The 20,482-nt window shown below is 30.9% G+C and carries 21 protein-coding genes and 1 pseudogene; 6 read left to right on the plus strand and 16 right to left on the minus strand.

Annotated elements, in window-relative coordinates:
- Nucleotides 1–44 precede the first annotated feature (44 nt).
- From J2S15_RS13975 to J2S15_RS13990, 4 genes are all read right to left on the minus strand, one after another.
- Complete coding sequence (locus tag J2S15_RS13975; protein WP_307409366.1) at nucleotides 45–1,427, minus strand: PTS transporter subunit EIIC; 1,383 nt, start codon at nucleotides 1,425–1,427, stop codon at nucleotides 45–47.
- A 586-nt stretch (nucleotides 1,428–2,013) separates the two neighbouring features.
- Nucleotides 2,014–3,111 (minus strand): hypothetical protein, encoded by a 1,098-nt coding sequence (locus J2S15_RS13980; protein WP_307409368.1) that lies wholly within the window; start codon nucleotides 3,109–3,111, stop codon nucleotides 2,014–2,016.
- 133 nt (nucleotides 3,112–3,244) lie between these two features.
- A complete protein-coding gene (locus J2S15_RS13985; protein ID WP_307409370.1) occupies nucleotides 3,245–4,693 on the minus strand; it encodes a hypothetical protein in 1,449 nt (482 codons plus the stop codon).
- 207 nt (nucleotides 4,694–4,900) lie between these two features.
- A complete protein-coding gene (locus tag J2S15_RS13990) occupies nucleotides 4,901–5,287 on the minus strand; it encodes a hypothetical protein (protein WP_307409372.1) in 387 nt (128 codons plus the stop codon).
- A 161-nt stretch (nucleotides 5,288–5,448) separates the two neighbouring features.
- Here J2S15_RS13990 and J2S15_RS13995 point away from each other — a divergent pair, with 161 nt between their 5' ends.
- On the plus strand, nucleotides 5,449–6,120 hold the full coding sequence (locus tag J2S15_RS13995) for a flavin reductase family protein (protein ID WP_307409374.1): 672 nt from the start codon (nucleotides 5,449–5,451) through the stop codon (nucleotides 6,118–6,120).
- An 89-nt stretch (nucleotides 6,121–6,209) separates the two neighbouring features.
- Here the strand turns inward: J2S15_RS13995 and J2S15_RS14000 are convergent, their stop codons facing one another.
- Nucleotides 6,210–6,608, minus strand: a complete 399-nt coding sequence (locus J2S15_RS14000) for a helix-turn-helix domain-containing protein (protein ID WP_307409376.1) — start codon at nucleotides 6,606–6,608, stop codon at nucleotides 6,210–6,212.
- 177 nt (nucleotides 6,609–6,785) lie between these two features.
- Between J2S15_RS14000 and J2S15_RS14005 the strand changes: the two genes are divergently transcribed.
- Nucleotides 6,786–7,508: a DUF5131 family protein gene (locus J2S15_RS14005; protein WP_307409378.1), complete on the plus strand. Its 723-nt coding sequence runs from the start codon at nucleotides 6,786–6,788 to the stop codon at nucleotides 7,506–7,508.
- A gap of 56 nt (nucleotides 7,509–7,564) precedes the next feature.
- Here J2S15_RS14005 and J2S15_RS14010 read toward each other — a convergent pair whose 3' ends face one another.
- From J2S15_RS14010 to J2S15_RS14040, 7 genes are all read right to left on the minus strand, one after another.
- Nucleotides 7,565–8,296, minus strand: coding sequence for a tyrosine-protein phosphatase (locus J2S15_RS14010; protein WP_307409380.1), 732 nt, complete (start codon nucleotides 8,294–8,296; stop codon nucleotides 7,565–7,567).
- A gap of 64 nt (nucleotides 8,297–8,360) precedes the next feature.
- Complete coding sequence (locus J2S15_RS14015; RefSeq protein ID WP_307409381.1) at nucleotides 8,361–9,266, minus strand: phosphotriesterase family protein; 906 nt, start codon at nucleotides 9,264–9,266, stop codon at nucleotides 8,361–8,363.
- Nucleotides 9,267–9,275: 9 nt separating this feature from the next.
- On the minus strand, nucleotides 9,276–10,592 hold the full coding sequence (locus J2S15_RS14020; protein WP_307409383.1) for a YhfT family protein: 1,317 nt from the start codon (nucleotides 10,590–10,592) through the stop codon (nucleotides 9,276–9,278).
- Nucleotides 10,593–10,595: 3 nt separating this feature from the next.
- The gene (locus J2S15_RS14025; protein ID WP_307409385.1) at nucleotides 10,596–10,964 is read right to left on the minus strand and encodes a DUF2620 family protein; all 369 of its coding nucleotides are present in this window, start codon (nucleotides 10,962–10,964) and stop codon (nucleotides 10,596–10,598) included.
- A gap of 1 nt (nucleotide 10,965) precedes the next feature.
- On the minus strand, nucleotides 10,966–11,340 hold the full coding sequence (locus J2S15_RS14030; RefSeq protein ID WP_307409387.1) for a PRD domain-containing protein: 375 nt from the start codon (nucleotides 11,338–11,340) through the stop codon (nucleotides 10,966–10,968).
- A complete protein-coding gene (locus tag J2S15_RS14035; RefSeq protein WP_307409389.1) occupies nucleotides 11,333–12,565 on the minus strand; it encodes a phosphopentomutase in 1,233 nt (410 codons plus the stop codon). The genes J2S15_RS14030 and J2S15_RS14035 overlap by 8 nt, the downstream gene beginning before the upstream one ends.
- Nucleotides 12,558–13,715, minus strand: coding sequence for an alanine racemase (locus J2S15_RS14040; protein ID WP_307409391.1), 1,158 nt, complete (start codon nucleotides 13,713–13,715; stop codon nucleotides 12,558–12,560). Before J2S15_RS14040 ends, J2S15_RS14035 begins: the two co-directional genes overlap by 8 nt.
- A 168-nt stretch (nucleotides 13,716–13,883) precedes the next feature.
- Here J2S15_RS14040 and yhfZ point away from each other — a divergent pair, with 168 nt between their 5' ends.
- A complete protein-coding gene (gene yhfZ / locus J2S15_RS14045; protein WP_307409393.1) occupies nucleotides 13,884–14,795 on the plus strand; it encodes a GntR family transcriptional regulator YhfZ in 912 nt (303 codons plus the stop codon).
- Nucleotides 14,796–14,809: 14 nt separating this feature from the next.
- Here yhfZ and J2S15_RS14050 read toward each other — a convergent pair whose 3' ends face one another.
- Nucleotides 14,810–15,457: a hypothetical protein gene (locus tag J2S15_RS14050; protein WP_307409395.1), complete on the minus strand. Its 648-nt coding sequence runs from the start codon at nucleotides 15,455–15,457 to the stop codon at nucleotides 14,810–14,812.
- Between the two features lie 179 nt (nucleotides 15,458–15,636).
- Nucleotides 15,637–16,125: a helix-turn-helix domain-containing protein gene (locus J2S15_RS14055; RefSeq protein WP_307409396.1), complete on the minus strand. Its 489-nt coding sequence runs from the start codon at nucleotides 16,123–16,125 to the stop codon at nucleotides 15,637–15,639.
- A 487-nt stretch (nucleotides 16,126–16,612) separates the two neighbouring features.
- Here J2S15_RS14055 and J2S15_RS14060 point away from each other — a divergent pair, with 487 nt between their 5' ends.
- Nucleotides 16,613–17,518 (plus strand): magnesium transporter CorA family protein, encoded by a 906-nt coding sequence (locus J2S15_RS14060; protein ID WP_307409399.1) that lies wholly within the window; start codon nucleotides 16,613–16,615, stop codon nucleotides 17,516–17,518.
- A 38-nt stretch (nucleotides 17,519–17,556) separates the two neighbouring features.
- Here J2S15_RS14060 and J2S15_RS14065 read toward each other — a convergent pair.
- Nucleotides 17,557–18,251 (minus strand): annotated as a pseudogene (locus J2S15_RS14065) (SDR family NAD(P)-dependent oxidoreductase).
- A gap of 90 nt (nucleotides 18,252–18,341) precedes the next feature.
- Nucleotides 18,342–18,536, minus strand: coding sequence for a winged helix DNA-binding protein (locus tag J2S15_RS14075; RefSeq protein ID WP_307409405.1), 195 nt, complete (start codon nucleotides 18,534–18,536; stop codon nucleotides 18,342–18,344).
- 374 nt (nucleotides 18,537–18,910) lie between these two features.
- Here J2S15_RS14075 and J2S15_RS14080 point away from each other — a divergent pair, with 374 nt between their 5' ends.
- Both J2S15_RS14080 and J2S15_RS14085 read left to right on the plus strand, forming a co-directional pair.
- Nucleotides 18,911–19,522, plus strand: coding sequence for a TetR/AcrR family transcriptional regulator (locus J2S15_RS14080; protein ID WP_307409408.1), 612 nt, complete (start codon nucleotides 18,911–18,913; stop codon nucleotides 19,520–19,522).
- Nucleotides 19,523–19,585: 63 nt separating this feature from the next.
- Nucleotides 19,586–20,308 (plus strand): SDR family oxidoreductase, encoded by a 723-nt coding sequence (locus J2S15_RS14085; RefSeq protein ID WP_307409410.1) that lies wholly within the window; start codon nucleotides 19,586–19,588, stop codon nucleotides 20,306–20,308.
- Nucleotides 20,309–20,482: the final 174 nt, after the last annotated feature.

A 20,482-nucleotide genomic window follows, 5' to 3' on the forward strand; every position in this document is an offset into this window, starting at 1 on the left:
AAAGTATTTGCTTTTACCTTTCACATGTCTACAAATTATTTCGTTTATACTTTTAATTTCTTTTCAATATCTTCACTCCATCCAAAGAAGTAAGTTAAGGCAAATGATAATGCTAATGCAGCAACTGAACCTAATATTGCACCATAGAATCCCATATCGATTCCACTTGGTCCAATTAATGCAGGAATACCTAGGATACCAGATCCAAATGTATATCCTTTTGCGCCCATTAACGAAGCAATCAATCCACCTAATGCTCCTCCAGCTAAACCAAATAAGAATGGTTTTCTCGCAGGTACATTAATTCCAAACAATGCTGGTTCAGTAATTCCAAAGAATCCTGAAACTCCTGAAGCAACACATACCTGATTAATTTTCTTATTCTTTGAACGCATTCCAAATCCTAACACTGCTCCTGTTTGTCCCATCGCTGATGAGAAGAATACAATTGCAATTAATGGACAGTATCCCATTGTTGCTAGATTTGCGATAAAGATTGAAGCAAATGCTTTACTTACTCCAAACAATACAAGGAATTGCCAGATACCACCTACAAGAACTCCTGTTACTAATGGGCTCATGTTATATAGTGATGTAATTCCATCTGTAATAAATGACATTACAGTTGTTAGTACTGGACCAACGATTAATAGAGCTAATGGAACTACAATTAATAGAACTACTAGCGGGACAAAAATCATTTTAAGAATATCCGGAATTAATTTTCTTGCGATTTTTTCAATTTTTGCAGCTAAATATGTCGAAAGTATTATTGGAAACACTGACTTTGAATAATTAACTAATGTAAGTGGAAGTGCAAATAATGTTAGTTTCTCTCCTGCATCCACTGCTGCAATTACTTCAGGTGATAACAATACACATGCAATGATCATTGCATAAAATGGTCTTCCGCCAAATTTCTTTGCTGCTGTATAAGCTAAGAATATTGGGAAGTAATAAAATATTGCATTACTGATTGCATACAACACCATATATGTTCCACTTGTTGGATCTAACCATTCCAATGTAACAAACAATGATATAAGTCCTTGCAAAGTTCCACTCGCTGCTAGAACCCCAACAACTGGTACAAAGATTGCAGATGCGATATCAGTAATCTTATCAAGAAATGACATATCTTCTTTATTGTCATTTTCAACTTCTACTTCTCCACCAGCTTTTGATGGATACATTTCAATTGCAGCTTCGTAATACTTTGATACTGAATTCCCTATAACAACCTGAAGTTGTCCTCCAACATCAATAACTCCCATTACTCCGTCTGCTTTTGCTAATTCTTCATCATTTACTTTTTTACGGTCTACTAATATAAATCTTAATCTAGTAAAGCAGTGACTGATTGTATTTATATTATCAACACCACCAACTAAATCTATTATTGTTTTTACGTTTTCTTTAACACTCATAATGATTCTCCTTTTTAGTGAAATTACGTTTTATACATACTTTTGATTTACTAACACACAAAATAATACTAATGAAGTATGCTGCCCCCTTTCGTGTAAGCGCATACACATCATATCTCAACTTCCTAACCTTATCTCTCTCTTTTTTTACATGTACTTCACTAAAAAATAACTTTATTTTTAAACTATTCACACGAAATGTAAAAAAATCGTATATCTTTTTTTACTCTCCCTTGCTTTGAAATTGCATAGAAATAAAATTATTAAATATTCAAAAAGGTTTATTGCATTCAAAATAAACGCAATAAACCTTATCTTCTAATATATTATATCATTATTTAAATACGATACTATGTAATTATAGAATGTTTAAGACTAATCTAAATCTTTCCCATTACTTTCATCTGTAACGAATTAATCAAACTACCAAAAATTCCTTATCATCCAAAGCTTCAACTACACCAGATATCATATCCAATCCATTCCATCTAGTACAAAAAATTCTAGACTGTTTAATTGGTGAATTATCTGCTAATAACTCTTTAGTTATACATTTTTAAAGAGTTATTGTAGAATGATATAAAAATTACTTTTTTATGAAATTACTTGTATTATAATATGATATCTCATTATCAATCCAAATTTTAATATAATCTTTTATATCAAGAATGGAATCATCTAAAGAAAAACTAAATCCATGGCATCCTTTTTGACATGGTTCATTAAACAGTTTCTTATTACATCCATATCCTCTGGCAATTAAATCTTGTAGGGATTTGGTAAAGCTTTTTATAACATCACTATACTGATCTGTATTATTTGCTTTAATTAATATTCGATATCCTGTATCAATAGATGAAGAAATTGTCCATACTTCTTTATTCTTATAGAAATAGATAAATCGAACACCTAGATAGAATACATCTACAATACACCTTAATCCTTCATCAAGACAGTATTGATGTAATTCTAAAGTGAATTCTTGTACTTTAATAGATAATGGTTCAATAAAATCTTTTAACACTGCTAATACATTTGTATCCTCTTCTTTTAATATTCTATAATCACATCGTAAAAATATATCATGTTTTCCTTTTTCATATAACTCTTTTTGAGCAATCGCCATAACCTTTAAACCAGTCAGTGTATCCTGATTGTTTGGATATGAAATTTTTAATTTTTTAATAACTGTAATATTAATTTTCTTTGCATCTAAGTCAACACCTATAAAGTGTAGGCCACAACAATTTAAGAATTTTAGTACCTCTATTACTTTTGAATTAGATATTTTTGCTTTCATTGCTCTTCCATCTACGCCTACAGAAGTTGTAAGTAACCGTGTATCATCTAATACGAGTTCCTTGTTATTGTTGTTCAATACTCCATAATACCCTATATTAAACAATATACTTTTAATATAATCCAAGAATGGATAACTCTTTGGTAAACTTGGATGAGAATCATTCCCCTTTGAAACAGATGATAGCTTTTCATACACACTTCCTTCATTTATTAATAAGTCACAAAAAGAATAAAGAAGTTCTCTAAAAGCAAGAACTCCATTTCTTATTGTTTCTTCATCAGCTATATCAAAAAACATTGGCTTGATTTCATATGTTTCTGGAATAGTTGATGGAATTAGATTTTTTATATACTGAGCCATTTCATTAATTGTTTTTTGCATGTGATAAATCCTTCATTCTTTCTATATCAAATAGATATTAGATATAGAATAAACTACGCCACGATGTCAAAGTCAATATTAATAATACTATTCTTGTATTTCTTACTTTTAATAATTATTTCGGTTACTCTATTTATTCTTCATGATGAAAATATAGCTGTACTGCATCTTCAACTTCACCTTCAACAAGTCCTACTTCAAAGTAATTATATCTACCAGTTGCAGTTGTTCCATCAGTTGCTTTAAGAATCTTAACTGGATAACTCTTCCCACTATAATCAACTTGATTTATCTTGCTTCCTTCATCTGAATCATTAATTACAATCGTATACCCATCAAGAGAGACAAGCATAATATCTTCAGTTTTTTCACTCAAATCAATTTCATCAAACGAGTATTTATATATTTCGTTATCATCGTTTACATAGATTACTCCTATTGTCACTTTTCTTAAATTTTTAGTCCATCTCTCTGCAGAATTGTCATCATCATCTACTAAATCATATGCTTCAAATAGTGCAACGTTTACAGTATCCGTTTCAAACAAAGTCCCTATTTCTACTACATCCTTATCTAGATACTCTTTAGATAGCCTTTCAAAATCAGTATATGTGTCACCTAAAAGACCTTTTTGATATGAATTAGATATAGACCATAACGTGAACGAAAACCACACAAGAAGTAAAACAAATATAATCGGTTTTCTTTTTGCTTCCTTTTGCGCAATACCTTTATAAACTTCATTATCTATTGGTTCATATGTAATCTCACCTGTTTCATCTAATTGCTTTAAATTATGATATGCAATTAAGGTTGGTGAATACTGAAATGCTTGCTCTTTGTAAAGACGATAATTATCCTGATCATTTAATAAAAAATAAATCGTTGCTTTTCTACTATATACAACTAACTTATCAGCTTCCTGTTTTATTTCATAATCATTCAACTCTTGTAGCGCCTGTTCATATTGTTCACTACGCATTAAATAATCAATGTGTAGAAGTTTTTGTTGAAGATCCATTTGCTCGCGAACTGCTTTACTCACTCTTCTCTTCTTTTGATTTATTGTCAGTTCATAGAAAGCAAAAAATCTATCATTATCTTCATGATAGGTAATCAAATTTTTAAGTATATTTAGAACTACATTAGAATTTAACGATTTCAATCGTTTCTTATAGGTTCCTAAGACATTTGTAATTTCATTTGCATCAACAGTTATACTTAATAAACTAATATATGAACCCATTAAAAAATTAAAATCAAACCAATTTCCTTTTTGTTCTATTAATTGCTTCAATATATAAAGTGCATCATCAATGTTTCCAGTTTCAGAATAAAATAGGACTATCGAATTAACATTTTTGATTATTAACATTGTGCGACCCATTGAAGCTGCAAAAAGTAGTACAAACAACCCACCAATCAAAATTGCTGGATACTTTATATAGAACCCTCCAGAAAAATGAGGCTCTGAAATCAAGTAAAAAATAGCTGCTGTAATAACAATCGTTACGATTAGTAATCCTAATAAATACATCCTTCTTTTCTTTTTATATATACGAATTCTTTCTTCAATACTCATAGTGCTATCTCCTTTTCACCTTTTCAAACTATTACTCACTCACGATTATTAGTTTATTGAAAACTTGATAAATTACACAATTTAATTATACGACGATAAATGATAATAGCAATTTTTTCTGACTAAACGAGAATGAACATTAACTATTTAATTAGTCTGATATCCTATATGAAAAGACTAATTCGCATTAGCCTTTCATTTATCTCTCTAGTATAAACGTTTATCTGTAGTCCAGTTATGAACACTTGGAGTTCTTTTGCCTTCTATAAAATCAAGAACGATATTTCTAACTTCTTCATAAGAACTCGCTTTATAATAGTAATTTATAAAATCCTCTTCTTCATGCATATTTACAACTGCATGAACACGATAGTACATATCCGTGACCTTCTTTTTCTTAAACAACCCGCCTTCTTCTTTTCTTACATAATCAACCATTAATACGATGATATTATCAAACGCAGGTTCTACTTCTATTAGAATATCACTGTAATTTTCATCAGTAGACAAAGATTGGATTGCTTCTTCTACTTCTTTTGTAGTCTGTAGTGGGGACTCTATATCTTGTTGTTCACAGGTGATATCAAAATTCATATAGTTTCTCCTTGAATATAAATTTCTATTATTCCGATTAATTAACAATAATAAACTGATTAAGAAAAAAAGATAGTAATTAACAATAGTTATAATTGACCAATATGACAGTATATTGTCATATTCATTATGCTATCATGGAATTAAAGGAGAACTATAATATGAAAAAGGAAATATCAATTTTTGAAAAACCAGAAAGGTTTAATGACCAGTACCTGCAAGCTTGTGGAAATATGTCATGGTATGATTTTGTATTAGCTATGCCTTCACTTGTATTTGTTGTCACTGGTTGGAAAGCAAATGGTAAAGAAAATGCTTGTTTACATTCATGGTCATCTTTTGTGGGAAGTGGACCTGGTAACTTTATCTGCATAATGAACAAAGTCGATAAAGGTGGTCATATGTATCAGTCGTTGAAAGAAACAGGAGTATGTGTATTAAACTTTCCTTCAAATGATATCTATGAGCGTTGCATTAAAACAATTCATAATAATGAATTTGATACTGATGAAATCACAGCAGCTGGATTAACGGCAGAAACTGCATCAAAAGTAAATGCGCCTCAAATCAAAGAGTGCTTTTTAAATATCGAATGCGAATTTTTATGGGAGCATGAACTTTTTGAAGGTAGTAAAGAAGTAGCAATCGCATTAAAAGCTGTTAATGTTTGTATGGACAGTGAATACTATAATCAAAGTAAACTTGGTCGATATGGTAAGAGTGGCTATTTACTTTATGTTGATCAGCCAACGAATCCAGAAACTGGAGAAACAACAGAGTTTGGACCTGGTATAATGGAACAAGGAATCCCTCTTCCACTAATTACAAAATAAGTGGATTAAATAATTATACTTTCTCTCATAATTTCAAAAAACCTCAATTTTATTGAGGTTTTATAACAGCTGATTGTTTAAATGAATAATTATTTAGATTGCCATATAAAATCAAAATCTGGAAATATTAAATGAATAATGAATGTAATGATGGCGACACAAAAAATAACAATACCTATTACACATAAGATTTTAGCAATCAATTTTGCCAAATATTTCATCTTTTCAAGATCCATGTGCATTGATGATACTTTCTCATCAGTTAGATTTTTCTCTCGTATATCTTCCACATCTAAATCATGTACCAACTCATCCAATGTCATGCCAAAGTAATCACTTAACATAACTAATTTTTGAAAATCCGGATATGATTGACCTGTTTCCCATTTTGAAATTGTTTGTCGTGACACTTGTAATTCATACCCTAGTTCTTCTTGTGACAACCCTTGTTTTCTTCGTATGTCATATAACTTTTCATGGAATTTCATTATTTAAAATCCTCCTTATCTATCTATGTAATAAAACTTTAACGTATAATAAGTAGTTCATCAATAAATATCTGTTGTCATTTTGTCAACTAAGCTTAACAAGTCTGTACTTTTTAAGTAATGTAACTGTTAATTTTGGTATAATAAAACTATTAAAGATACATAAAGGAGAATTTTATGAACTGGGAACCCTGGACAGGATGCTATAAAATAAGTGATGGATGTACAAATTGTTATTTTTATGGTCCTCATGCAAAACGATATGGACAAAATACAATCACAAAAACTGATAAATTTGATTGGCCGATAAGAACAAAAGCCAATGGTGAATACAACATCAAAGGAGATAAGATTTTGCCTACCTGCTTTGCCACTGACTTCTTTCTTCCTGAGGCTGATGAATGGCGTAAAGAAGCATGGACGATAATAAAGCAGCGACAAGATATCAATTTTCTAATACTGACAAAACGAATTGATCGTTTTATGGAGTCACTTCCTTCTGATTGGGGTGAAGGTTATGACAATGTAAATATTGGTTGCACTGTTGAAACACAGGAATTAGCAGATTATCGTTTACCTTTGTTTCTCTCTTATCCAATGAAACGTAAATTTATATCATGCTCACCAATGCTTGGACCAATAGATTTAACCCCTTACCTTTCTGGTGTTGATCATGTTACTGTGAGTGGTGAGAGCGGTAAAGAAGCAAGAGAGCTTGATTATGATTGGATTCTTAGCATTCGTGAACAATGTGTAAAGGCTAGTGTAACTTTCTGGTTTAAGAGTACAGGCACGTTTTTCAAACGTGATGATGTTGTTGAAAAGATAAATCCATTTAAACAGGCTTCATTGGCGAAAGAACTAGATATTAATATTTTAGATGGAAAGAAATTGTTTTGATTGTACACTAAAAAATAACAACTATTTCAAATATGATTAGTTGTTATTTTTTTATTTTATTCTTTAAAATGACTAATTATTTCATCTAATTGATCTGTAGTTAAGCCACATTGAAGAAGTAATTCTCTGATACTTCCATATATTTCTTTTAAATACCTCAGAAACTTCACCATATATTCTGGTTCTGAGTATAAGAAGTCTTTTCTTTCTTCGTTCACTGTTTTCTTTAACTCATTTATTATTGGTTGATTATTCTCATATGATTCAGAGTAATCTTGAATTATATCCTCATCACTGCATCCTACTAAACCTAGCAATAAAGATGAAATGACTCCTGTTCGATCTTTACCAGCTGAACAATTAAAGAATACTGTATCTTTCTTATGTTTTAATAAAGTTAAAAATACTTCTTTTATTTTTTCTTTACACTCTTCAATAATATAAATGTAAATATCACTCAAATCATCATAACTATCAAGTGCATTTGGAATATCAATCATATTCGCTCCATCAAATAAATCGATATGATAATATGCAATATCCTTATAATCTTTTAATCCACTTGGAGCATGGTTTGATTCATATTCACTGCGTAAATCAATCTGTGCTCTAATTCCATAATTATATAAATAGTCTATATCTTCTTTTGAAATTGTACTTGGTGATGCTGAACGAACATAACATTTAACTCTTGTATTTTTACCATCTTTTGTTTTGTATCCACCTAATTCACGCGTATTCGTTACTGTTTGAATATCTAGTAATCGTTTTTGTCTATTTAATTCCACTATGTATCTCACCTTCTATCTAATAGCTGCATGAAATAAACTATTTGAATTTTATCTTCATATATCAGAAATCTAAAATACGAGCAGGGTTATGAATTAATAGTTTCTCTAATTGCTGTTCACTTACTCCTTCTAGTTTCAGTAAATCCACAAAGTAACACATAACTGGTGTATACCCCAATCGACCTTCACTAACTAAATAACTCTTTCTTGATACATCTTGAGAAAGTACAATGTGATCTTCATACCCTAAATCAAGAAGTTGTTTTAATTGTTTTGCTCGATCTTCATCACTTTGGTAACTTGTTTTTGATACTGTATCAAATGCAATGTTTACTCCTTGTTTTAAAATTCTTACATGATAATCTAAATCCAAGAGTAAATCCATGTGTCCAATAATAACACTATCTGGATTCAGTCCTTCGTTTAATAATATTTCTACCTGTTCTTCACCATAACGACCATGATCGCAGTGGGTACTAATTGCACAGCCTGTTTCCTTAGATACTCTTGCTGCAGCAATTAGAACTTTCTTTTCATTTTCACGAATACCATCATATCCACTAGCAATTTCTCCAATGACTCCTGCTTTGATTTCCGTGTCATCAATACCAATTGTTATCTCATGCCTAAAAACCTCACAAATGTCTTCTATTGAAGCCTCTAGCAGCCATTTTGAATGATACTCCTGCAAATAATAACCAGTAGCACAAACAATATGCATATCCATTCTATTTGAAATCTCTAACAGTTTCTTCACATCTCGATGCATATCAATTGTTGATAATTCTACTATGCTTTTTACACCTAATTCTTTTATTGTTTTTAACTCTTCACACACCACATCTACATCACTGATATAAGATTCATTATCTTTTCTCACATCTCTTAAATCAATAATTAAATGTTCATGTGACATGGTAATTCCTAAATCTTCTTTAGGAATACTTCCTCTTACTGCTTGTATCATATGTTTAGTTTACAGTAATGGGAATAAACCTACAACATGTAATATATTTAGTAGAATACCTGCAGTAATTGCTCCCACTGGACCAATTGCCATCTTCATAATTTTTGTACCTGTTAATTCATTGATAAAGTATACCATTGCACAGATAAAGAATCCGGTAGTACCACCCATTTGAATACTCGCATTTACTGATCCAATCAACAGTGCAAATTCCATTGCGGTAATCATTGAAGAACGAATTGAATCTGAAGCATCTTTAATTGATGGCAGTTTTTCAAACCCTTTACCAATTAAACCTAATACCATAACTTCAATAAAGATTACTGCAGCACCTGCGATTGCTGCAAAAATAGGATTTGGCATTAAGTATCCAATTGGATATACAAAACATAATCCTGCAACACCATATACTCCAGTTGTAATTGCAGTTGTTGCAATTAATGGAATAAATCCTAACGAACGCATTGTTTCAGCTAATGCTGCCTGATTAACCAACTCACTTGTAGTTGATGGATCAACTGATTTATATGCATCTGCAAGTGTATAAATTGAAACCTCTGAACCTGCAAATACACCAATATTACATGCAACTGCAATTAATCCACCAGTAATCATTAAGAATGGTAAATTCTTTTTGATTCGGTTAATACGTTGGGTAAAGATGTTTTCACCCTCTTCAACAACTGCAGTTTCTTTTTGTTCCTTCTTAGCTTTCACATCGGTAAAGATAGCTAATCCTATCAAAATTACAATCCCTGTAAGCATCTGTAATACATCGGTCATATTTGGAACTGTAATAACTACAATTTGTCTAACCAGTAATGTTACTACTGTAGAGATAATTCCCTTCTTAGCACCAAACTGACGAAAGATTGCAATTAAAGGGAATAATGAGAATCCGGCAATAACTGGATCACCTAATGCTCCTAATCCTGTAATCATATCAACTGGTAATGAAGTTAATGCAGTATTTATCATCCCTAAACTAGATAAACATAGTGCACCCCAGATTCCTCCAAAGATTGGAGCAAGCCATTTTTTTGGTGCGATAATTCCTAAAATATCCGTTGATAGGAAGAGTAACCATGGATTTAATAATTTTGTTGAAATGGTAAATGCGATTCCTACAGATGCTATAAACCCAACACTTAATCCAAATGCAATTGATGCTAGTTCCGGACGCTTCATACGCCCTTCAATAAATTCTGGAATTACTGGACGAATTCCATCATGGAATACTGCTGCTCCAATATTTGATAAAAATGCTGAAGAAGCACATAATGCTATTACTACTATAAAATCTAATGCTGAATATCCATCAAACATGTTCTATTGTCCCCCTGTTTCTCTGTCACTTAATATCTCGATTAAAATAGGTGCGGCAACATCGATCTTGTCATGTGCCATACCAAATACTATTTTTCCCTCATTCACTATCTTCTCAATTTTTTCTTTTTTTGGATTTTCTCCATTCTTACAAATCGTTGCACATTTAGAATAACCAATTGCTCCAATTAAAATAGAAATTGCTGCTCCACCACCACTTTCACAAGCCCCTAGATAGTAATCAACTTCCTTGTTTTTAAGCATTGGTATTGCTTTCATATCGTTTGTAATAATAACTTCAATATTTGGATTAGCAGCTAATACTGCTGCTTTCATTTCATCTTTCTTTAGTCCTCCAATTGCAATTTTCATTTTATTCACCTCTTCTCTTATCTGATTTTAAAATATTGCATAAATGTAAATACATAAAATGTATTTCGTTTTCTGGTAAAGATGTTTGTATTGCAGTTACAATTTTATTTGTAAGATCTTCTGCATATACATATTCTTCACATCCCCTAATCTCATCAACTACACTTTGTTCTAGTTGATTTAGTTGTTCTTTATCGCGCTGGCGTTTCATTGCAGCAGCAATATGTGTTATAAACACACCTGCTGTTTCATCAGTTATTAGAACATTGGTATGTTCATTTAAAATATCGACTATCTTTTTTAAATCTGTATATTCATAGTCTGTAACCATGTTTATTTCCAATAACATATCAATTCTTTCTAATAACTCATTCATAATGATTCTCCTTTTTCTTTAATAGTGGTAGAAATGATGTACCATATTGTATCTGACAATCAAAGTATTCTGCAACTGTAGCTCCGATATCTGCAAGAGTATCTCGCTCGCCAATAGTTAATGAGACATCTTTTAGATTTGGTGTATAAATTAATAATGGTACTTTTTCTCTAGTGTGTTTGGCATGACCGATTGTTGGATCATTTCCATGATCTGCACATACCAACAGAATATCATTTGTATCAAGTTCAGAAATGATTTTATTTAGATATTGATCACAAAGATTGATTCGATCTACATATCGCTTTACATCTTGTGCATGACCAGCTAAATCTGTTTCCTGAATATTCAAACAATAAAATCCATCTTTTTTCTTTCTTATATCATCTAATAATTTTTCAAAGCATTCACTACTATCAACACATGAATAATTATGATGTGATGGATTTATCACAATATCAGCAACTTTTCCATAGAAGTAACAATCTACTCCTTTTTTATGTAACTGATATGGTAACTGTACTTTCTCATCAACTCCATAACCTAAGTGTACAACATGATAATTCGCTTTGTATACACCAGAGCCTGGTGCATCAACACCGATATACTCATCAAATACTTTTATGTTGTCTACAAGATTCTGATAACTCACACCAGACCCACCAAAGGCAATCACTCTTGCTACCTTAACCTGTCCCCGAACAATCTTCCCTACGTTTTTAATTTCATCAAATCCACATAAATCAATTGCACCGATTACATTAAAGGCTTGACCTAAATCAGTTTCAATATTATCACCAACAAACATACAATCATTTACTGACAATATTTCTTTTCCATCCTTATAAATTCGTTTGGTCTGGTATCCTTCATTTCTTAGTGTAATCTCTATATCATCAATTACTTCTGACAATTTAGAGAATAATGGTTTTTTAGGATTTGTCCCCATAATTTCCTGATGACCAAAGAAGGAATCTGCTCCGTAGTGTTTTAAATTAGCAATACCACATATTGCTGTTGATGATTTCTTGAACACAGGTAATTCTGTATCTATTGCATTCATTAAACCTAAATCAATAAGGGTATTCCAACTTTTCAATTCACTTGATTCTAATAAATGTAACGCTGTGTTTGCTCCTACATCTTGTGGTCTCACTTCAGCAACATCTTTCATCTCACCAACACCAAAGCTATCTAAGACAACTACAATGAATCGATTACTCATGGCGTTCTCCCAGTGGTCCATATCGATAAATCGTAAGTGGTTGCTCACTATGAATCCCTTCCACTAGAACGATATCACTTCGACTGGTAAACATTTGAAAGCGAAATGCACTAATTACGATATCTCCTATTTCATGATTGTTTTGAAGTCCAATGTAATAGTCAATGCTATCTAAATCTGGTAAGATAACTTCATCAATTACTGCCTCTCCTTTTGCTTTCACAACATATGCATTTTTCCAATGTCCACGGCGATAGAATCCCCCACCAAAGAAATAAGCATGATTTTTGAAGTTATGTGAAACTTCACTGACATATACAACTGCTGTTTTTTCTTCTAAGTCCAATACAGCGTGACCAGGCGTTGTCCCTGTAAGTCCATGACCTGGTTCACCAATGGTTCCACCAAGTTGCTTAATTAGCGGAATGGAACTGGTACAGGTAGCAGAAGGAACATTCAACTCTGATATTTTTATTCCAAGATTATTTAATATCAATTCAGCCTTCTTCATTGTATTCAGATTTTCGGTTTCAACAAATGCTTGTTTCTCACTATCAAATAAAATTGCAGGAAATACAGTTAAACAATCAATCTGAACATTTTCAAGTTCTTTTACTTGTTTCACCAACTCTTCAAAGTCTTTTAACAATATTCCTTCTTTTTGACCACTATAGATTAAATCACTATCATCAATTACTCGTAACATAAGTTTTTGAACAACATTATGTTTTTTTGCATACATATTAATTTTTCTGATTTTCTCTATAGAAAATACAGTGAAGTAATCAACACCATAAACAATCAAGTCTTCAATAAGATAATTTGGTGTCTGTACTAAATGACCAACATTACAGATTGGAATATTGTGCTGCATTAATACTTCCGCTTCTTTATAGTCGACAACAACTGCACCAGAATAACCCATATCAGTTAAAATTCTAGCCAAGTATGGATTCCTACCCAACTGCTTTAACATGAAGTATAACTTCACATCATTTGCTTTTGCTTCATCTAACATAATTTTAGAGTTTTCTTTGAACTGATCAACATCAACTACAAATGTATCAGGACGAATCTTGAAGTCTTTGCTTAATTGAACTGCACAATCAACCAATTGCTTATTTCTATCTATCACTTTATTTAAAAACATGCATCCTCCTTTCTTCAATATACATTTTTTTGTATTTTGATACCTTCATTGTATTTCCTTTTGAAAGCGTTGTCAATATTAATATACATTTTTTTGTATTTTCGTCATAATCCATAGTAAATATGATTTTTCTATGATAAAATACATGTAGTTAAAGGAGTACACTTAATGTCAATCTATAACAAGAATGGTCAGGCAATCATTAAATTAGCAAAATTCTTTCTCGCTCTAGATACAGATGAGCGAATTCCTACAATCAGTGTATTTGAGAAAGAATTAGATGTTGCAAGAGGAACCGTACAAATTGCATTAGAAACTTTAAAATCTAATCAAGCAATTACTACTGTCTCTAAAGGACATATGGGAAGTTATCTATTAAAAAAAGATATCTATAAACTCTTGGAGTTTGCAGATATCTCATTTGTGATAGGAGTAATGCCACTTCCCTATTCAAAGAAATATGAAGGATTGGCAACTGGTTTAAAAACCGTTTTAGATAATCAGTTTGGTCTACGAATTAATCTTGCTTATATGTCTGGATCAAACTCCAGGATTGATATGATCGAAAGTGGCCGTTATGATTTTTCAATTGTGTCAAAGTATACTGCAGAACTTGCAATTCACAACAAAAAAGCAATTAAGATTATTCAAAGTTTTGGAGAACACTCCTACCTCTCTGGTCACTGTATTGTTTTCGCAAAAGACATAGAAACAGTATTACGTGATGGTCTTACACTCGGTATTGATATGAACTCGATTGATCAGGAACAACTTACTTATAAGGTTGTTAATGGTTATAAGGTTAACTTAAAAAAACTAAACTATAATCAGATCATGGAAAAAATATCAACCAAAGAAATTGATGCGGCGGTTTGGAATATTGATGAAATTGTGGAACGTTATCCGGACTTCAAGTATTTACCAATCGATGTTGATAACAATGCTGACTCTGAGGCAGTTGTTATTACAAGCCTGGAACGTCCTGAAATAGGAGTTCTGCTTTCTCAACTAATTGATATCAATGAAGTAATCAACATTCAAGAGAAAGTAGTTTCAAAGCAAATGTTACCAGTATATTAACAGACACTCACAATTTATGTGAGTGTCTGTTTTTTATTTATTCTTTGTTCACAATATTCTTTCGCATATTCAATAATTCCCTTAGATCCGCAAACATATTTTCCAGTATCACCATTGGCTAATTGAATATTTATTATATCCAAAGCTTTTTGATAATTATGCTCATATATCTCACATAAAATATAATTTAAAGTGTGATAAGAATTATCACTAATCATGTTTTTAAAATCATTCATTGTTTTAATTTCAGAACTATATTTTTCTAAATACTGCTCTGTCTGATCAAATACAAAATCAAGAACATTTCCCATCTCTTCAGGTCCTGATATAGAAACTTCCCATTGCTGTAACTGTAAACAATCTGCTGTAAATGCTCCTTGTACATGAAAACTAAATGGTTCTTTATCTGCAACTTCTTTCATATCAAATACATCCCAATAGATGTCATCCAGCGCTACTGGTTTACACCACAAATTAATTTTGATACTTTTTCCTAGTTTTACTGGTGGAACAAACACTAATAATTCATATATCATATTATCTATAACTTTATACACATATCCATTGATCATCTTGTATCCATGCTTTTTGCCGCAAGAACGAATCGTACTCTCATATGTTTTCTTCATTAGTTTTAGATACTTTTGTTCTTCACGCGTCATAATTGTTCCTTTCTACATTCTATTATCAAATAATATACTTATAGTTTTGATTATATCAAAACTTTAGAAAAGACAAAACAGTATAAAATTAATTATTCTCTTCAAACAGTATAAGAATTTTATGTATGTTTATCCCCATTATTCTTTATCATAATTGTCTGCTAATGGTTAAATGACATCTAAAATCCATATGGAACAGTTTGAGGCATTTTCAATTCGTATATATCAAAATCATTATCATTGCATTCAAAAAGTATTTTAAGCAAACTAATAATTTCATCTTTGTCTTTTGAATTTCGAAAAATTCCTTGCTTAGGTTCCACTTTATAATATTCCCATTCTCCTATTCTCTGTAGCTGTTTCTTTGTCGGAGAAATAGCAGTGAATCTTATCCAATAACGATTAGCATTTATATATTTTTCTACTTTGCTCAATTCCTTTTTGCTTATGAAAAGATTTGTAATTCGTTTTGGTTTTTTTATTCCTAACAGTTTATTTGCATCAACATTAAAAATATTGCATAACATTTCTATCATTTCATAATCAGGTTCACTTTTACCTAGTTCCCATTTAGAAATGGTTTGTGGTTTAACATGTAACATTTCTGCTAGTTGTAGTTGTGAAAGATTGCTTTTCATGCGAAGCTTTTTTAAATTTTCTTTAAACATAATATCACCTCTACCTAAATCATACTTAATTTTTACGGTATAGCAATATAAAGGCAACTCAACGTTTCATTGAGTTGCCTTTGTTACTAATTTTTATAGTTTCTAATTCCTTGTCTTTTTTCATTAATCTCCTTCAAACAAAAAAGTACCAGTCCTTTATTAAACTAGTACTTTCGTTTATTAATGCGCATATTATTATTTAATGTGGTTTAGCCATTCTCGACCACTCAGTTTGTAAAAAAGATTTGCTCTTTTTACATATTTATAATAACAAAGCATCAAATTAGTGTCAATCAGTTAATAACACTAAGCCAGTAAATAATTTTCTACTATAGGAAACAGTGTATATCCAGACTTTCTTAAGATTTCTTTAGAAATAGATTTTCACTTTTAAAATACCAATATTATAACATTGATTTATATGGCTTTATTTGGAGTTGCTGATATAATAATTATGGTTTGATTATAAAAGGGAGAGTTGATAATTATGATTACTAAAATAGATTTCCATGAAAATATGTATAACTGGATTAACATAAATACAGATGATATTGGTGACTTATCAAAGTCATATAAAGAATATGAGATTGATGATGAAATTATTGCTTACTCTTTGGATAGAAATGAACGTCCCCATTTAGAGTATGATCAGTTGAATGATACATTTGTTTTAATTTTTAATGTTCCTAATCAAGAGAAAATAGATGATCATTATGAAACAATACCAATGACATTTATTATTAAAAACACTAAATTAATTACGATTACTAATAATAAAAATGAATATATTGTTGATAAGATGAAACAGCATTTAGAATTAAATACTGATATTAGTATTTTTCAATTTCTATTTAGTAGTTTATTTATTATCTCAGATGCATTTTTTCCTCTGGTTGAAGAAATGAATAGTGATCGTAAAACTATTAATGACAAACTAAAAGAGAAAACAACAAAGAAAAATTTATTGTCTTTATCTGATTTAGAAACTGGTATTGTTTATTTTGTATCAGCAACTAGACAAAATGTCGTTTTATTAGAACAAGTAAAAACCCATATGATTTATCGTGTTCTAAATGATAGTGAAAAAGAGCAATTTGAAGATGCTTTAATTGAAGCTCGACAATTAGTTGAAATGACTAAACTTGCTTCACAAATCTTACAGCAATTATCTGGAACCTATAATAATGTTTTAAATAACAATCTAAATGATACTATGAAAGTATTAACTGCATTATCTATTCTATTAACAATTCCAACTATAATTTCAGGATTCTTTGGTATGAATATGCCACTGCCATTAGAAAACGAACCTTTTGGATGGATTGTTACAATAGTCTTAGCATTTGTTCTTTGGCTACTACTCTCTTTTATTCTCCATAAATTAATGAAATAAAGGAATTCTTCAAATTTGACTGAAGAATTCTTTTTCTTTTACCAAGGTATAATACCATCTTTATTTACAAACGTTCCTGTCGGTCCATCTTTGTCGATTGTAGCCATTTTAACAATTGCATCAGTTCCCTCTTCTAGTGTCTGCGCTCCTCTACTAAACTGTTCTCCAGTTTTTGTAGGTCCTGGATCCACTGCATTAATATGCATATGTGGTAATCCTTTTGCATATTGAACTGTCAACATGGATACCGCAGCTTTTGAAGAACTATATGCCAAAGTATTTACTTTTGATTCTATTGTCTCTAGGTTTAATATAGTGCCAAATGAGCCAAGTCCACTACTCACATTTACAATAACTGGATGTTCTGAATTATCTAATAATGGTAGAAAATGATGAGTCACATTCACAACGCCAAATACATTTGTCTGGTAAACATGTTCCATTATGTCTACTGTCACTTCTCTTGGTGTAGTTCTTCCACCAGAAATACCAGCGTTATTGATCAGGACATCAATATGCCCTTCTCTTTTCAATAATTCATTTGCAGCTTTTTTACAGACTCTTCATCTGTTACATCAATAACAATATATTCTACATTCAATTCATTCGCTGCCTTTTTTCCTTTTTCTTCATTTCTAGAACCAATATATACCTTATGACCTAATCTCTTTAAACGTTTGGCAGATTCATAGCCTAGTCCTGTGTTACCACCTGTAATAAATGTAATTGTCATATTTCGTTCCTCCTGTGTTTATAGTGAATTACTAACTTTTCTTATAAGAATACCAAATATTATTTTTTAGTATAGAATAAGGATTTGGCTTTATATTTTTTCACCCAATTTATCATCAATATAATCTTTTAATTTCCATACATCAAATCCATTTGTTTCCTCACTTACTATAAGTTTTTTATTCTCCAAAACATCAATCATTTGTCCTAAAGTAGCTTTATCCATTCCTTTAGCAATTGCTGCTTCTGTTTGTGTAATACCTGGGTTTTCATGAACAACTAACATAATTCCATAGTTAGCTGTAGTAATTTCTATTTTTTTTTAATTCTTTTTGAAGTGAACTATTTAATACATGTACCAACTTCATCAACTGATAACTCATTGAATCATCTACTGAATACATATTATGATCTCCTTTGTATAGTATTGTTCAAATATAGTATTGTAACAATACTATAATGTTGTCATACAATAATCATTTGTCAATTATTAGAGCTACATTCCCTTACATTAAGGTATATAAATAAAACTGGTCTTTCTAATTATTATAGAATTTCCTCTTCACGATCTTCAAAATATAAAATGATTATTGACAAGTTAGAACACTTGTTCTATAATCGAATTAGAACAAGTGTTCTAACTGTGAATGGAGGTATCTTATGAGCAAAGGAAAAAAACAAACTACACGTGAAGATATATTGATTGCTACACGCAAGTTATTTACAGAAAGTGGATATAATAATGTATCATTACGAGATATTGCAGCAGAACTGGATATTAGTGTTGGAAATCTTGCTTATTATTATAAAAGTAAACTAGAATTAATTGAAGCTGCCATTCTTGAAAAGCATACTCAAGAAATGATATTAGTTCCTGCGACAAATTTGCAAGAAGTGGATACATTATTGATTCATACTCAAGAATTACAACAACAGCATCTATATTATTTCCGACAATATTCGCAATTATCGTCGATAAGTGAACCAATTAAGAAGCTTCAGGCAGAGGTGTTCCAAGATAACAAACATATCTTAAGTACTACTCTAGACAATCTACAAAAGACTGGTTTAATAAATCCACCTTGGTATGATGGGCAATACGAATCTCTGATTTCAGCTTTATTATTTCTACTTACTCGTTGGCACGAGCAAGATGCATTGGATAAAGAACTTAAAAATGAAACTCCAGATTTTCGAAAAACAGTCTGGGCATTACTTACTCCATTACTAACTGATAAAGGTCGTAATGAATGGAGTAACATACAAGGTTGATACTATAAAAATTTGAATCAATATTTATTTATATTTAAAATATAAAACAAGGAGAAAACTAAAATGAATTTACAATCAGATACTATATTAATTACTGGTGGCACATCAGGAATTGGTCTTGAGATGGCAAAGCAATTAACTTCATTAGGTAACACAGTTATTGTGACAGGTAGAGATATGTCTAAGTTAGAGGCAACTAAAAAAGATTTGCCAGAGGTTCACATATATCAAAGTGATGTGAGTGATCCACAAGCAATTAAGGAACTTTACTCAAAAGTGACAACAGACTTCCCTAACCTAAATATATTAATAAACAATGCAGGAATTATGCGTGCAATCGATTTTAATGATACTGAATATGATAAAGTATGTAGTGAAATTGATGTTAATTTAAATGGCCCCATTCGAATGACTCAAGAATTCTTGCCACATCTAAAACAACAGACTACATCTGCTGTTGTTAATGTTTCATCTGGTCTTGCATTTATATCTTTCCCAAAAGCTCCTATATATAGTGCAGCAAAAATAGGACTTCATACTTACACAAAATCACTACGTCAACAATTAAAAGATACAAGTGTAAAAGTATTTGAAGTTGCTCCACCTAAAACTTCAAAACCTCTATTTAATCGTGATGATCAAGAAAATGATGATAGTAGTCGTTTTCCTACGATGGATGTACCTAAAGTAGTTACTGTAACAATTAAAGGTATGAAAAAGAATAAACTGGAAATCCAACCAGGAATGAGTAAGTTATTGAAATTCGCTGGAAGGTTAACACTTTAATATTGAATCATCATCCTTATACATTTTAAAGTATAATAAAGTAGCTGTAACAAAATAGATTAATCAGATGATTAATCTATTTTGTTACAGCTACTTTTTTGAATTAAAACAATGACTTTTCATATTGACTAACCTTTTTTGCTATGTTATTATCTACATATAGTTAGCCGGCTA

This window comes from Breznakia pachnodae (assembly GCF_030814225.1).
In the GTDB taxonomy this organism is placed as follows: Bacteria; Bacillota_I; Bacilli_A; order Erysipelotrichales; family Erysipelotrichaceae; genus Breznakia; species Breznakia pachnodae.